17 protein-coding genes are annotated in these 13,847 nt (G+C 62.3%); 8 read left to right on the top strand and 9 right to left on the bottom strand.

All coding sequences use genetic code 11. From position 1 onward, the window contains the following. Positions 1-150 precede the first annotated feature (150 nt). Positions 151-888, top strand: coding sequence for a GAF and ANTAR domain-containing protein (locus NEK97_RS04955; RefSeq protein ID WP_257368819.1), 738 nt, complete (start codon positions 151-153; stop codon positions 886-888). On the opposite strand, the gene NEK97_RS04950 is transcribed toward NEK97_RS04955, so the two are convergent. The 5 genes from NEK97_RS04950 to phnD are packed head-to-tail and all read right to left on the bottom strand — an operon-like array spanning position 889 to position 4,814. Continuing rightward, positions 889-1,506, bottom strand: coding sequence for a TetR/AcrR family transcriptional regulator (locus NEK97_RS04950; protein WP_257368818.1), 618 nt, complete (start codon positions 1,504-1,506; stop codon positions 889-891). Further along, entirely contained in the window at positions 1,499-2,266 is a 768-nt protein-coding gene (locus NEK97_RS04945) for a tyrosine-protein phosphatase (protein WP_257368817.1), read from the bottom strand. The genes NEK97_RS04950 and NEK97_RS04945 overlap by 8 nt, the downstream gene beginning before the upstream one ends. A 10-nt stretch (positions 2,267-2,276) precedes the next feature. After that, positions 2,277-3,140 (bottom strand): phosphonate ABC transporter, permease protein PhnE, encoded by an 864-nt coding sequence (gene phnE / locus NEK97_RS04940; RefSeq protein ID WP_257368816.1) that lies wholly within the window; start codon positions 3,138-3,140, stop codon positions 2,277-2,279. Beyond that, positions 3,109-3,918, bottom strand: a complete 810-nt coding sequence (phnC, locus tag NEK97_RS04935) for a phosphonate ABC transporter ATP-binding protein (protein WP_257368815.1) — start codon at positions 3,916-3,918, stop codon at positions 3,109-3,111. Before phnC ends, phnE begins: the two co-directional genes overlap by 32 nt. Continuing rightward, complete coding sequence (phnD, locus tag NEK97_RS04930; protein ID WP_257368814.1) at positions 3,915-4,814, bottom strand: phosphate/phosphite/phosphonate ABC transporter substrate-binding protein; 900 nt, start codon at positions 4,812-4,814, stop codon at positions 3,915-3,917. Before phnD ends, phnC begins: the two co-directional genes overlap by 4 nt. A gap of 182 nt (positions 4,815-4,996) precedes the next feature. Between phnD and NEK97_RS04925 the strand changes: the two genes are divergently transcribed. From NEK97_RS04925 to NEK97_RS04910, 4 genes are all read left to right on the top strand, one after another. Further along, positions 4,997-6,361 carry an MFS transporter gene (locus NEK97_RS04925; RefSeq protein WP_257368813.1) on the top strand — a complete coding sequence of 455 codons (1,365 nt, stop codon included), beginning with the start codon at positions 4,997-4,999 and terminating at the stop codon, positions 6,359-6,361. A gap of 222 nt (positions 6,362-6,583) precedes the next feature. Then, positions 6,584-7,579 (top strand): NADP-dependent oxidoreductase, encoded by a 996-nt coding sequence (locus NEK97_RS04920; RefSeq protein ID WP_257368812.1) that lies wholly within the window; start codon positions 6,584-6,586, stop codon positions 7,577-7,579. A gap of 45 nt (positions 7,580-7,624) precedes the next feature. Then, on the top strand, positions 7,625-8,470 hold the full coding sequence (locus NEK97_RS04915; RefSeq protein ID WP_257368811.1) for an alpha/beta fold hydrolase: 846 nt from the start codon (positions 7,625-7,627) through the stop codon (positions 8,468-8,470). Positions 8,471-8,482: 12 nt separating this feature from the next. Then, complete coding sequence (locus NEK97_RS04910; protein ID WP_257368810.1) at positions 8,483-9,085, top strand: TetR/AcrR family transcriptional regulator; 603 nt, start codon at positions 8,483-8,485, stop codon at positions 9,083-9,085. Positions 9,086-9,087: 2 nt separating this feature from the next. Here the strand turns inward: NEK97_RS04910 and NEK97_RS04905 are convergent, their stop codons facing one another. Beyond that, a complete protein-coding gene (locus NEK97_RS04905; protein WP_257368809.1) occupies positions 9,088-10,275 on the bottom strand; it encodes a TerC/Alx family metal homeostasis membrane protein in 1,188 nt (395 codons plus the stop codon). A 177-nt stretch (positions 10,276-10,452) separates the two neighbouring features. Between NEK97_RS04905 and NEK97_RS04900 the strand changes: the two genes are divergently transcribed. Both NEK97_RS04900 and NEK97_RS04895 read left to right on the top strand, forming a co-directional pair. Beyond that, on the top strand, positions 10,453-10,896 hold the full coding sequence (locus tag NEK97_RS04900; RefSeq protein WP_257368808.1) for a hypothetical protein: 444 nt from the start codon (positions 10,453-10,455) through the stop codon (positions 10,894-10,896). Beyond that, positions 10,893-11,198: a transcriptional regulator gene (locus NEK97_RS04895; protein WP_257368807.1), complete on the top strand. Its 306-nt coding sequence runs from the start codon at positions 10,893-10,895 to the stop codon at positions 11,196-11,198. The genes NEK97_RS04900 and NEK97_RS04895 overlap by 4 nt, the downstream gene beginning before the upstream one ends. A gap of 194 nt (positions 11,199-11,392) precedes the next feature. On the opposite strand, the gene NEK97_RS04890 is transcribed toward NEK97_RS04895, so the two are convergent. Further along, positions 11,393-11,944 carry a hypothetical protein gene (locus NEK97_RS04890; protein ID WP_257368806.1) on the bottom strand — a complete coding sequence of 184 codons (552 nt, stop codon included), beginning with the start codon at positions 11,942-11,944 and terminating at the stop codon, positions 11,393-11,395. Between the two features lie 138 nt (positions 11,945-12,082). Between NEK97_RS04890 and NEK97_RS04885 the strand changes: the two genes are divergently transcribed. Then, positions 12,083-12,793 (top strand): hypothetical protein, encoded by a 711-nt coding sequence (locus NEK97_RS04885; RefSeq protein ID WP_257368805.1) that lies wholly within the window; start codon positions 12,083-12,085, stop codon positions 12,791-12,793. 142 nt (positions 12,794-12,935) lie between these two features. Here the strand turns inward: NEK97_RS04885 and NEK97_RS04880 are convergent, their stop codons facing one another. Then, positions 12,936-13,343, bottom strand: coding sequence for an SRPBCC domain-containing protein (locus NEK97_RS04880; protein WP_257368804.1), 408 nt, complete (start codon positions 13,341-13,343; stop codon positions 12,936-12,938). Further along, positions 13,336-13,650: a metalloregulator ArsR/SmtB family transcription factor gene (locus NEK97_RS04875; RefSeq protein ID WP_257368803.1), complete on the bottom strand. Its 315-nt coding sequence runs from the start codon at positions 13,648-13,650 to the stop codon at positions 13,336-13,338. Before NEK97_RS04875 ends, NEK97_RS04880 begins: the two co-directional genes overlap by 8 nt. Between the last annotated feature and the right edge of the window lie 197 nt (positions 13,651-13,847).

The following is a 13,847-nucleotide window of genomic DNA, read 5'->3' as shown; positions in this document are numbered from 1 at the left end:
GTGTCTGTGCAGGTCAAGCCGTCACGGGCTGAACTTTGTACCGTCGTTCGTTGGGCGATAAGGTATTTCCAGACCGTTTTGCAGAGGGCGGCAATTTTCGCTCCTTTGCTGTCTGCTGGGGACGCATTTCAGTCAGTAGGAACGTCTCATATGTCTAACCCCCGCCCCGAGCAGGAAGCTCTCCGCAACGGATACTTCCTCGATCTGGTCCTCGGCAGCGAAGATGTCGAGGCGTTCCTCACAGATCTAGCGGCATTCTCCGCCGAGAGCCTCTCCCACGGAACGGACCCCGTTTTCTCCGGGATCACGGTGTTGCGCCGAAAGAAATCAGCCACGGCGGCCAGCAGCGATGAGCGCGCCCGCGTCATGGATGAATTGCAGAGCGAGTATGACGGCCCCTGCTTGACGGCCATGGATAAGCTCACGTCCGTCCTGGTCCCGGATCTCGCAAGCGAGCATCGCTGGCCGGACTATGTCGAAGCCGCTTCACAGCAGGGCCTCGCATCCATCCTGAGTGTGCCGCTCCTGGTTGAAGGCGACACCCGTGCCGCACTGAACCTCTACTCGGAACGCACCCACGCTTTCGGCCCGGACGACGTGGAGAGGGCAGAGGTTTTCGCGTCGCACGCTGCCAAGTCGCTTCGCCTTGCGTTGAAGATCGCCCAGCTCAGCGATGCCCGGAACGACCTCGCCGCCGCGATGCAGTCGCGCACCGTCATTGACCTTGCGGTGGGCGCCATCATGGCCCAAAACCATTGCAGCCAGGAAGAGGCGTTCACCATCCTCCGCACCGCCTCGAGCAACCGCAACATCAAGCTGCGGCACCTGGCCCGGTCCATCATCGCGGCCGTTTCCTCGGGTAAGATCACAACCCACTTCGAGGAGTAATCACCGACGCAGCGCGCCCTCCCACACCAGCTTCACCGCGTTGCGGACGCGTTCCCGTGTCTCAGCAGCAGTGGCAGCATCGGAACCTGGGGGGCGCACTACGAACTGGTAGTAGTACAGTCCGTTGATGAGGTCGATCATGGCCTCGACGTCCACGTCCGGCGCCAGTTCTCCTGTGGAGATACCCCGCCGGATCTCCGCCGCGATGGGTTCCCGCCGCCGGGAGACATGCCGGTCCCATGAGAGGGCGCGGAGATCGTCGTTCTCCAGGCCCATGGCCACACGCTTTTTCACCAGCGCACCGACGCGGCCGTCGACGTCGATCGTGGCTTCCTCGTAGGAGTTGAGGATGGTCTCCAGCGTCGTGGTCGCGCGCTTCAGGCCAATACCGGATCGGACGCTATCCAACGCCGCGGCCAGCAGTTCCTCGCGGCTGTTCCAGCGCCGGTAGAGCGCTGCCCGGCTAACGCCCGAGCGCTCGGTGATCGCCGAGACAGTGACTTCGCGAGTGTCCCGTTCCAGCAACAGTTCCACCGTGGCGGACAGGACGGTGGACTCCAGCGCGGTGTCGCGTGGCCGCCCGGGCCGCCGCTCAGCAACTGCTACGGAATCATGCATCCGCAACCACCAGTCGCTCATGAAGCTGCGCAATAGTCGCGTCGGTTAGTCCGGCCTTGCGGATCGGCGCCAGCACACTCCCATGACGCTCAATCAGCACGTTTTGCATGGCTTCCATCGACTCCACGTGCGCGCCCATCATGGCACCCATGCCTTTGATAGCTTTCTCGTCCAGGACCCGGTCCGGCATGAGTCCGCCCATGATGGCGCGGAGCCTCGGGAACAGCTGTGGCAAGCGTGTGGCCGTGACTGCGTAGTCCGCGGAAATGGTTTCGGGAGTGGCGCCCAAGGCCGAAAGCACGACGGCGGCGAACACTCCCGTACGATCCTTGCCTGCCGCGCAGTGGAAGACAGTTGCGCCGTCCGCCATGGCCACGAGGGTTACGCCGAGGGCGAGCTGCCGGGCCTGGGTTTCAAGGAGGTTCGCGTACCAGGCACCCACATGTTCAGGAGTAGTGGTGGAGGACATTATTTCGTGGCTGATGTCCTCTGGCGATGAAACGGAAGCCGTCAATGCGAGGTGGTGGTAGCTCACGCCGGGCACAGTGAGGGGTCCACGCCCGGTGAACAGCGCCTCTTCGGGGGACCGGAGATCAATGACGGACGTGACGCCGTCGTCGATCATTTGCTGGGCGAAAGCGGCAGGCATGACCGAAACGTCATCGCTGCGGAGCAGCACACCTGGGCGGGTGGTGCCACCGTCTACGGGCAGGCCGCCGAGGTCGCGCAGGTTGACGGGGGCGAGGTCCAGAGTTTCCAAGTGGGATTTCCTAGCTGAGTTTGGCGCGGATGAAGGCGCTGACCCGGTCGATGATGGTCACCAGCACGACGATGCTGATGATGATGGCGCAAAGGTGTCCGTAGTCGTACATGCGCATGGCGGTAGTCAGCTCCAGGCCGATGCCGCCAGCCCCCACCAATCCGAGGATGGTGGCACCGCGCACGTTGCCTTCGAACAGGAGCAATGTGTAGCTGACCAGCAGGGGGGCGGCCTGGGGGAGCACTGCGTAGGTGATGATCTGCCGCTTGTTGGCGCCGACGGCGGTGAGTGCTTCCACTGGTCCAGTCTGCACGGATTCCATGGCTTCGGCGTACACCTTGCCGATGGACCCGACCGAGCCCAGCACGATCGCCAGGATGCCGGCGAACGGTCCCAGGCCCACAGCGGAGACGAACATCAGGGCGAAGATTAGTTCCGGAATCGAGCGCAGAACGTTCAGCACCGCACGGCAGGACGTGTACACCCAGCGCGGGGCGACATTGCTGGCCGCCCCAAAGCTAAGCAGCAGGGATGCCAGCGCGCCAAGCACGGTACCAACCAGCGCCATCTGGAGCGTTTCGACCAGCAGCTTGATGATGATGCCGAACTTGTCGAACGTGGGCGGGAACAGGCGGCCCAGGAAGTTGCCCATGTTGGGGATACCGCTGAGCAGCTTGTCGGGGTTGAACCCCGCTCCCATTCCGGCCCAGACCAGCACGACGGCAACAATCACCCAGAGCGCAGCGCCTCGTGGTGTGGGGAGGCCGAAGGGGCGGGAGAGCCGGAGGCGGTCAGCCTCGGGGAGTGTGGTATTGATGGTCTTGGATGCATCTGCGGGGGCTTCAGTTTTCGAGGAGCTCAGTGTCTGTTCCATAAATCTGGTGCACCTCCTTTTCCGTGATGTTGGTGGCGGGTCCGGCGAACACGAGCTCACCCGAGTGGAGGCCGAGGACCCGATCGGCATAGCGGCGGGCGAGGCCCACGACATGCAGGCTGACGATCACGGGGATCTGTTCTTCGTGGGCGATGTCGCGGAGCAGGCCAAGGATGTTCCCGGCGAGCCGCGGATCCAACGACGCAACGGGCTCGTCGGCCAGGATGAGGCGTGGCTGCTGCATGAGCGCCCGGGCGATTGCGACGCGCTGCTGCTCACCACCGCTCAGGCTGCGGCACGGCTGCTTGGCCTTATGTGCCAGGCCCACACGGTCCAGCAGTTCCAACGCCATGGTCCGCTGCGCCCTGCTGAACGTGCCTAGCATGTTCAACGGCCCTGCCGAGTGGAGGCCGCCGGACAGCACGTTGGTGAGGGCGGTCAGTCGCGGCACCAGGTTGAAGTGCTGGAAAACATATCCGACGTCGGATCGCAGCTCCCGCAGGCCGCCCGCGTTTTGCCGGGCTACTTCGCGGCCGGCCACTTCCAATGCGTCGGCAGTAAAGGGTGCAATGCCAGTGAGGGTTTTCATGAGGGTCGACTTGCCCGAACCGGAGTGGCCCAGCAGTGCTACGACTTCGCCCGGGTAGACATCCAGGTCGACGCCTGCCAGCGCTACCTGCTCGCCGTACTGGACCCGCAACCGGCGTGCGCGGACGGTGGGCGAGCCGCTCAAGGTGACTGCCGCCGTCGTGCTTTCTGCTGGTGACAAGAGGCTCATCGGAGGTCCTGGAGGTCCACGCCGATGGATTCGGCCACGTCCACCAGGGGAGCGTAGGTGCTGAAGTCCGGATCGGCAGTGGGTTGGCCGGTGATGCCGAACGTCTTTGCGATCTTCTCGTTCCCGGCCATGAGGGCGGGGAGTTTGGCCTTAAGGGCTTCCCGGGCCTCATTGTCCAAGTCCTTGCACACCACGATGGAGATGCCGACGGGGATGGGGTCGGACTTGGCGATGATGGTGACCTGGTCCTCCTTGATGACGCCCTTCTGGACGAACGTGGGGTAGAGCTGGCGGGCGGTGCAGGCGACGTCCACGTTCCCGTTGGCCATGGCCAGGACGGCGGAGTCGTGGGAGCCGGCGAAGGTGCTCTTGTAGTCAGTGCCGTCGGTGAGCCCGGCCTTGGCGAGGAGCGACTTGGGCATGAAGTAGCCGGTGGTGGAGCCGGGATCGATGAACGCCACCTGCTTGCCCTTGACGTCAGCGAGGGACTTGATCCCACTGTCCTTCTTGGCGAGGCAGAAGCTGGCGGGCTCCGTGCTGGCGGGCCAGACCAGCAGCGGATCAACGCTTTCCGTCTTGTAGGCGAGGGCGGCGGAGAACTGGCTGAGGACGGCGACGTCCACGGATCCGTTGCGGACGGCTTCGACGACGCCCAGGTAGTCGGCCGGCTGCTGGTTGGTCACGGTGCGGCCGGATGCGTCGCCCACCATGGTGGCGAGGTCGGCCATGATGGCTTGCTCTTCGGGATCGTCGGTGCCCGGAGGGGTGGCGAAGACCAGCTCGGTCCTGCTCTTGTTTGCTCCGGCCGCGGTGGCGTCGCCTGAACAGCCGGCGAGGGCGCCGATGGCCAGGAGGCCGATGAGCGATGTTGCGATGATGCCTGCACGAGCGTGCATGGTGGTGCCTTCCGTCATGTGTGGGGGGTGACGGGAATTACGAAACCAGCAGTATCTGAATCGGAATTACGAGACTGCCGTACTTCAAATGGCGGGGAGGTTAACTGTTTGGGATGGCGTGCGAAGTCCGCCCTGTGAGCCCGTTTCGTGACCCGAGGCAACCATGGAGCAAACTTGGGTAGGTGACCGCCAACAACCCCCGCCCCGGCTTGGCTATTGCTGCGTTGAGCCTGGGGACGGCGCTGAACCCGTTGAACTCATCCATGATCGCCGTTGCGTTGGTGGTGCTGCGGGAGCATTTCTCGCTGGACGTCGCCACGGTCACCTGGGTCATCACCTCGTTCTACCTGGCATCCGCCGCCGGGCAGCCGTTGATGGGCAGGCTCGCGGACCGCTTCGGCCCCCGCCGACTGTTCATGTTCGGCATGGCTTTGGTCGCAGTCACCTGCGCGATCGCCCCGTTCCTGCCCAACTTCGCGCTCGTCTGCGTGGCCCGCGCACTGATGGCTGTCGGGACCGCGACGGCGTACCCATCCGCCGTCGTCATGGTCACCGAGCTGAGCCGGCTGTCTAAGCTGCCGCCCACGCGGCCGTTGGGCCGGATCCAGATGGCGAATACGTCCGCCGCTGCTGTTGGACCAGTAGTGGGCGGGCTGTTGGTGAGCCTTGTCGGGTGGCAGGCGCTGTTCGCGATCAACGTGCCTATCGCTTTGCTTGCGTTGTTCGTGGTTCGGCAGACGGCGCCCGCGGACGCTCATCGCGAGACCGGTTCCTTGGGGACGCTGATCCGGGACTCTGATATCCCCGGCATCTTGGCCTTCGTTACCTCGCTCATGCTTGCGATGATGGCGCTGCTCAACGTGATGCCCGGCTACCGGTGGTACCTGCTCGGCGCTGCCACAGTGATCGGGGCGCTCTTCGCCTGGCGTGAGCTGCGCTTCCGTCCGCCATTCCTGGACCTGCGTTTGCTGGGGCGGAACCGTCCGCTGTTGCTGGTTTACTTGCTGTTTATCGTCTTCAGCGGCGTCTACTATTTCGCGTTCTTCGGCCTTCCGCAGTTGCTGCAGGAAGCTGGCCATTACGACGCCGGGATAGTAGGCCTGCTCATGCTGCCCCTTGCGGCGTTGTCGGTTGTGGTGACGCCGCTGACTGTGCGGTTCATTGAGCGGTACGGCGTCCGGCCTGTATTGATCACCGGGGTTCTGATTCTTACTGCTGCGGCAGGAACGTTGGGTGCGCTGACGCTGACGCTGTGGGCGCCGCTGGTGTTCGTGCTCACCGCGTTGATGGGTGTGCCGTATGGCGTGGTCAGCACAGCATCCAATCAGGGTCTCTACGTTTCCGCCCGGCCCGAAGAACGCGGAGTGGCCGCCGGGATTTTCCAGACCTGCCGCTACCTTGGCGCGATCACGGCGACCGTACTGATCGGCGTGTTCTACGGCCCTGGTGTGAACCAGGCCAACTGGGGGCTCATGGTACTGGTGATGCTGGGGCTCAGTGCCGTGGTGCTGGTGCTCGCAGTGATGTGGCGGAAGCCGGCGACGTAACGCTTCAGGCCGGCCATTTCGATGATTCGCTGCGTATTCGACGTTTCCTACCGTCTTATACGCAGCGAGTCGTCTAAACGGGGCTCAGCAGTCCCACCGGCGCCCTCTCCCGGGGTAGCGTGCGGGCATCTCCGATGGGGGAGGTCCGGAGCTTCCCTTGCTTAAATTACTGAGTAGACTCATAATTGAGTTAAGTCAGAAATCAACCACGGGAGACCCCTTATGAAAGCCTTCGTCCTCAACCAGTACAAGGAACCGCTGCAGCAGGTTGACGTTCCCGAGCCGGTGCTCGGAGATCACGATGTGTTGGTGGAGGTTCACGCAGCCGGCCTGAACCAGTTGGACGAGAAGATCAGGCTGGGGGAGTTCAAGCAGATCCTCCCGTACAAACTGCCGCAGGTTCTTGGTCACGACGTCGCTGGCGTGGTCCTGCAGGTGGGGCCAAAGGTGCGGTCCTTCACGCCCGGCGACGAGGTCTTCGCTCGCGCAGGGGACCACCGGATCGGCACGTTCGCGGAGCGCATCGCGGTGGCCGAAGAAGACCTGGCCATCAAGCCGGCCACCATCAGCATGGAAGAAGCGGGCTCGCTTCCGTTGGTGGCCTTGACCGCGTGGCAGGCGCTGGTGGAGCGCGGAAACGTTGGCCCCGGGCAGAAAGTGTTCATCCATGCCGGTGCCGGGGGAGTAGGCTCCATCGCCATCCAGTTGGCCAAGTACCTGGGCGCAACCGTAGCGACGACGGTCAGCGCCGGGAACAAAGACTTTGTCCGTGAGCTGGGCGCTGATGTAGTGATTGACTACCGCGCCGAGGACTTCGTGGAGATCCTTCACGACTACGACCTCGTTCTGGACAGCCTCGGCGGCGAGAACCTGGAACGGTCCCTGAAGGTCTTGAAAAAGGGTGGCAAAGCCATCGGCATCGCGGGTCCACCGGACGCAGACTTTGCTCGGCAGCTGGGCGGAAACCCTGTGCTGCTGGGTGCGACGACCCTGCTGAGCTCGGGTATCCGCCGCAAGGCCCGCCGCCTGGGCGTTAGCTACCAGTTCCTCTTCATGCGTGCCGACGGCGACCAGCTTCGGCGCATTGCGGGACTTATCGATGCGGGGGAGATCAAGCCGGTCCTTGGCCGGGTGGTGCCGTTCGATCAGACGGCCGATGTCCTTGCTGCCATGGAAAAGGGCGGCGTCCGCGGCAAGACCGTTGTCAGCCACCTTTAGCCAGAAACCTTTAGCCAGCAACAACCACAGGACAGGACGAACATCATGAGCAGTGAAGAACAGTCATATTTGCAAGTACCCGCTAAGACCGTAACAGCAGGCGGAGTCACGTACGCGTACCGGGAGATGGGGCCCAAGGGTGGGGTTCCGGTGGTCTTCCTGATTCACCTCGCCGGGACCATGGACAACTGGGATCCGCGCATCATCGATCCCATCGCCGCGAAGCACCACGTCATCACCTTCAGCAACCGAGGAGTAGGCGTGTCCACTGGCACCGTTCCGGACAGCATCGACAGCATGGCCGACGACGCCGCCACCTTCATCCAAGCTCTCGGATATCAGCAGGTGGATCTCTTCGGCTTCTCACTCGGGGGCATGATCGCGCAGTCGTTGGTGCTCAAGCACCCCGGTTTGGTGCGCAAGCTGGTTCTCGCCGGTACCGGCCCTGCCGGTGGAGAAGGCATCCAGAAGATTATGGGAACCACGTACTACGACGTTCTCCGGGGCAGCCTCACCCGGCAGGATCCCAAGGAGTTCCTGTTCTTCAACAGGAATGCCACCGGTAAGCCTGCCGCCCGGGCCTTCATTAACCGACTCAAGGAACGCACCACCAATCGCGAGGCTCCCATCAAGCTCAGCGCTTTCCAGACGCAACTGAAAGCGATCCGCCGGTGGGGGCTGTCGCCGTCGGTCGATCTGGGCGTCATCACCCAGCCGACCCTGATCGCCAACGGCGACAACGACCGCATGGTGCCCTCTGTGCTTTCAAGCGACATGCACCGCCGGATTCCGGGCAGCGAACTGGTCATCTATCCTGATTCCGGACACGGTGGCATCTTCCAATTCCATGACAGGTTCGTCCCTGTAGTCCTCGAGTTCTTGGGCCGCTGATACGGTAGCTGAATGCAGCCTGCGCCCCAGACCCTTGGCCGACGCGAGCGGAACAAGCAGGAAAAGCTTGACCGCATCACCGCGGCCGCCCGAGAGCTTTTCACCCAGCACGGAGTGGATGAGGTCACCACCCAGCAAGTGGCTGAGAAGGCCGACGTCGGATCGGGAACCTTGTTCTTGTATGCGAAAACCAAGGCGGAGCTGCTGCTTCTGGTGCACAACGTGAAATACGCTGAGGCGCTCGCCGCGGGAGTCGAAGCGGCCGCTGCCGAAGCCGAGGTCCTTGACGCGGTGATGGCCATCGTCAACCCGATCATCACCTGCAACCGGGTCCAGATTGAGAACGGCAGAACCTATCTGAAGGAGATCGTCTTTGGTGATCCGGCAGAGCCGCACCACGCAGAGGCGCTGGCCCTCACCCAACGGACGGAAGCCGCCGTCGTCGATGTCCTGAACCGTGACAAGAATCTGGCGGCGCGGGGAGCTGAAAAGCTGGCCGGAATCATCTCCGCGATCATGTTCATCAGTATGACGTCGGCAGCCAACCTGGGCCTGAGCGATGCCCAGGTTGGCGACGATATCCGTGCCCAGGTCAGCGTGCTGCTGGGCGGCTAGCTTTAGCGGTTGAGGAACGCCTCGTGCTGGCGGTGCGCCTCGGCCACTTGCTCGCGGATCTTCTCCACGTCCTTGGCCTTGTTCCGGTACTTCAGCGGCATCTGAACGATCTGCGCTTCCTCAGCCGTCAGTGCGCGGTAGATACGCTCGCGCTCGTTGGCGTCGGCGGTGTAGTCGAGGTCCAGATAATCGACGGCGTGGCGGCGTGCGTTGTTGATGGCCGTCTGCGCCTTGCCGGCCGGGCTAATCAGGGAGAGAACCACGGTGATGACCAGGACACCGATGATCACGCTCAGCGAGAGGCCGGTGGTGATTTCGATGACGTTGACGTGCTCGCCGTCGTTGATGAACGGCAGGTTGTTCTCGTGCAGCGCGTGCAGGATCAGCTTGACGCCGATGAACGCCAGGATCGCCGCGAGGCCATAGGAAAGATAGATGAGGCGGTCCAGCAGGCCGTCGATCAGGAAGTACAGCTGACGGAGGCCCATCAGGGAGAACGCGGTGGCGGTGAACACGACGAAGACGTTCTGGGTCAGGCCGAAGATGGCTGGGATGGAGTCGAGCGCGAAAAGGATGTCCGTGCCGCCGATAGCGACCATCACCAAGAGCATCGGCGTGAGGGCACGCTTGCCGTTGACCATGGTGAAGAGCTTGTCGCCGTCGTACTTATCCGTGGTGTGGAAGAGCTTCTTGGCCACGCGGATGATGAAGTTGTTAGCCTGATCGTCCCCGTGGTCGCCGGGCTTGAGCAGGTTGCCTGCCGTGAGGAGCAGGATGAGGCCGAAGATGTAGAACACCCAAGCGAACGAGTTGATCAGCGCGGCGCCCAGGAAAATGAAGCCAGTGCGGGCGATCAGCGAGAACACGATGCCGAAGAGCAGGACCTTTTGCTGATCCTCGCGCGGCACTCGGAAGCTCGCCATGATGATCAGGAACACGAACAGGTTGTCGACCGAGAGGGCCTTCTCCGTGATGTAACCGGCGAAGTACTCGGACCCCATCTGGCCACCACCGAAGATCAGCACCAGGATGCCAAAAACGATCGCGAGGCCCACATAGATGGAGGACCAGATGGCCGCTTCCTTCAGCGATGGGACGTGGGCCTTGCGGATGTGGAAGAAGTAGTCGAAGGCCAAAAGCGCCAAAATAACGACGATGGTGATGCCCCAGATGAGGGGAGAGACGGTCATGTGATCCTGCTTTCGTGAGGCGCGCGAATGGTGTTGCTCACCGAGGGTCAAACTCGTGGAATCAAATTTACCGGGTCTGGTGGGGCGCGTGTTAACGGTGATCACTGGAAAGTACTTGACAACATGGAAAGTACTTTCCTACTGTTGAGACATCAGATTCGAAACTTTGGGGGAAGCATGAATGAGACCACCGGCAGCCCATCCGCTGCAGAAGCACGTGAACTGCTGGCCAAGGCAGAGGCCATCGGCGCCACCTCAACCAACGCCGCCGCTTGGCCGGTTGCTGTCACCTTCACCAGCCTCGCGATCATAGGGTCGCTGCTCATGATCGGCATGCACATAGTGCTCGTCACCGGCTACGGCGCTCCGTTGCTGGCCTGTTCCGTTGGTGCATGGGCCGCAGTGACGGCCAGTATTTGGCCCATGTTCCAGCGTTCCACGAAGGCTGGGTACACCAAGCGCTTCCTGACATCCTTGGTGGCGTATTTCGCCCTGTATGCGGTGGCCTTGGCGGCAGGAGCCATCCTGTTCCAGGACGGAAACCTGTGGTTCTACCTACCGGCGGGCATCGCGCTTGCTGTCGTGGGCTTGGCCGCGGCCTTCCGGGAGCTGCGCGCATGAGCATGTCGGCGGAACACCCGCGCCACAAGCTCAACGAACTCGTCCACTCACCCGTCCGGTTCTCCATCATGGCTGCGCTCGCCAAAGCCGAGTCGCTGGACTTCAAGGATTTGCGGGACGCGATCCAGGTCAGCGACTCCGTACTGAGCAAGCAGCTTGCCATCCTGGAGAAGGCCGAGTTCGTGAAGATCAAGAAGAGCTTCGCGGGGAAGATGCCTCGGACGTCGGCGAGCCTGACGGCTGCCGGGCGCGAGGTGTGGGCCGGTCATCTGCAGACGTTGCGGGAGATTGCGGGCGGCTGACCGCCTTGTGCTCCGTGAAGGGTACGACGGCGGCGGGCGGCTTGGCGGCCTAGGTTTAGCTTGCGCTTTTAGAGGGTCTTCTTGAGGCGGACGCTGTTGGAAGGGCCTACGAGCCTCGGTTTGGCGTAGAGCCACGCCAGGATGCCACGCCGTCCCCCTAGAACCAGCCGCATTCGTGCGCGGCCCCACTGGGCTTAGCTCCCGCGCAGCGCCCTGAGATGTGCGCCCAAGTCTTCGGTTGTTAGTGCCAGTGACGCTTCGGGGGCGCTCGTCCTGAGCCGCATATACACACGGTTTCCGGTATGGACGACAAGGCCGTGCAGCTCATGATGCTGCAGACTCCACCCGGCAGTATCGATCCCGTTTATTCGGATGGATGCGGGCTGAGCGCTGCCGCGTCCAAGGGCCGCCGCCACGTCGTCACCGTATGGAACCATATGGCTGCACGCGAAGTTTGTAAGTTCGTTTGCATAGAGGTCCACAATGTGCACGCTCCGCATGGGCAGGTTCTGCGCCGGTATGAGGGTTATCAGGCACAGCGCGCCCTTGTTCGCGTCGGCGAAGTTCGCAGAGACCATGATTCCCGCTCGGACCTTGGATGGGCCGGAAATGGAGGACGGGCCCGGATCCGTGAGTGACAGTCGCACTGCGAATTCGCCGAAGTCTTGCGCGCGGGCGGCGCGTTGCTTCCAGGCAGCATCCCGAGCCGGATTGTCAGTTGCCAATTGGTACATTGATCCACCCATACCCGCGATTCTCCACCCTGATCTGGGTAATTACGGGAGCGAGCCGATTGTCGGTGGTTCCGTCCTTAGGTTTGGTGCGATTTGGGCTGATAACGTGAGTTCGCTTCACATCGCCATCGCGTTCGGAAGGTAGGCCTCATGGCAATCGATCTCCTAGAGTGTTCCCGCTGTCAGACTGACGAACACGTCGGGCTCGTCGAACGGTTGACGGGAACTCAGAAAAGGCTGAGATGCGCGAAATGCGGGCTGGAGTGGCTGCGCGGCGAGCCTCTGCGGCCGAAGATTCAACTTCCCCGCCTGGAAGAGATCAAGAAAAGGTTTCCTCAGCCAACGGATGTCGACCCCGAGAGGCTCGCGGTTGTCCGGCAACTAAAGACTGAATTTCTTCGCCGGGAGCCCGAGCCAGTGCCTAATGTCGCTCCTTATTGGGCGCGATACCAGGAGATTTTCAGCGCTGAGGGCCTCCAAAAGGCGGACCCTCAGGAGTTTAAAGACTTTGGCAACTCCAACGTGGGGGCAAATCCAGGGAACATGTCCGTCTTCAACGAAGCGTGGAAAGAATTGGGCCCAGAAGCCAGTGCAGCGCGAGTTCGTAAGGTGGTGGAGTATCTGCTCCGGGGCACGTCCCCAGTCGATCTTGAGGACCGCCTTACAGCGCTGATCCAGGACACGAAGCCCTTCGGAATGAAGGGGTTCAAGGAATCGCTGCTCACGAAGGTCCTGTGCATCGTTTACCCTCAGAGGTACCTGACAATCCTCAAGTACACCGGAGAAGCTGGAAAGCGTGAGATTGCCCTTTCCCTCTGGGCCTGGAATTGCCCGACCCTGAGAAGGTTGACTGGACCATAGGACGTCTTATCCTGTGGAGCAACGACCTGCTGCTGGCACTCCTCGGAGAGGGCTTTAGACACCAACAACATGCTTCCGAGTTCCTGTGGTGGGCCAAGGACAAGGCCTAAACGAGCCGTTCTAACCTGCCTTGGAACGCACCCTAGCTTGCGTTAACCAAAACTTGGTCGATGCGCGCGAGGAGGCCCGGCCAGCCGTTGCCCATGCCCTCGATGGCCTGGCGTCCCATGGGGGAGTCCACGTTGAAGCCGGCGTGTTCGAAGTAGAGGGTGGTTCCGGCGTCGACCGTTTTCAGTGTCCACGTGATGGTGGTGTCCAAGGTTCCTTCGGCGAAGCTGAAGCTGATGGACGTGCCGGGCTCGACCGTGAGGACTTCGCAGGACTGTTGGCCCCAGGCGCCCATGTCCATGGTGAACCGGTGGCCGACCACGGGCGCGATATCGCCGGGTGCCCACCAGCGGGCGAGGAGGTCGGGCGTTGTCAGGGCTGCCCACACGGCGTCCTGGGGGTGCGGGAAGGTGCGTTCCAGCCGGATTGCGTTGTCAGTCATCGGTGTTCCTGTTCAGTAGATCGGCCAGGGCGTCGAGCCGCTGGTTCCAATATTGCTCGTAGTGCTTCAGCCAGCCGCTGACTTCCTGCAGCCCGGCGGCTTGGAGGTGGTAGATCCTGTGCCTGCCTTGCCTTTCCTCCCGGATCAGGCCGGCTTCCTTGAGGACGCTGAGGTGTTCCGATGCCGATGAGCGGCTGAGTTCGAGGCGGCCGGTGAGTTCGCCCGCAGTCAGGGGACCTCCGAGGAGGCTGTCGAGGATGGTGCGCCGCGAGGGGTTCGCGAGGGCTCCGAAGACGTCGGGAAGCACTTGATGAGGATATGTCGGAAATTTCCGACAGGACAAGTTCGGGGCTGATTGGTGGCACCTAGAGGGCCTGCTATGCCACTCATTTTTGGGCCTTTTAGCACCTATTTTGGCTGGCCCGCCACCTAGTTCGGTGCTTTTGGGCACCTAGCCGATGGTTCCCGGCGCAGGCTGTGCGGGTCAAGCAAGATCGTTCTTCA

It is taken from the genome of Paenarthrobacter sp. UW852 (assembly GCF_024608385.1).
Lineage (GTDB): Bacteria > Actinomycetota > Actinomycetes > Actinomycetales > Micrococcaceae > Arthrobacter.
Note: the sequence above shows the minus strand (reverse complement) of the source record. Positions and strands in the feature narration are given on the sequence as shown.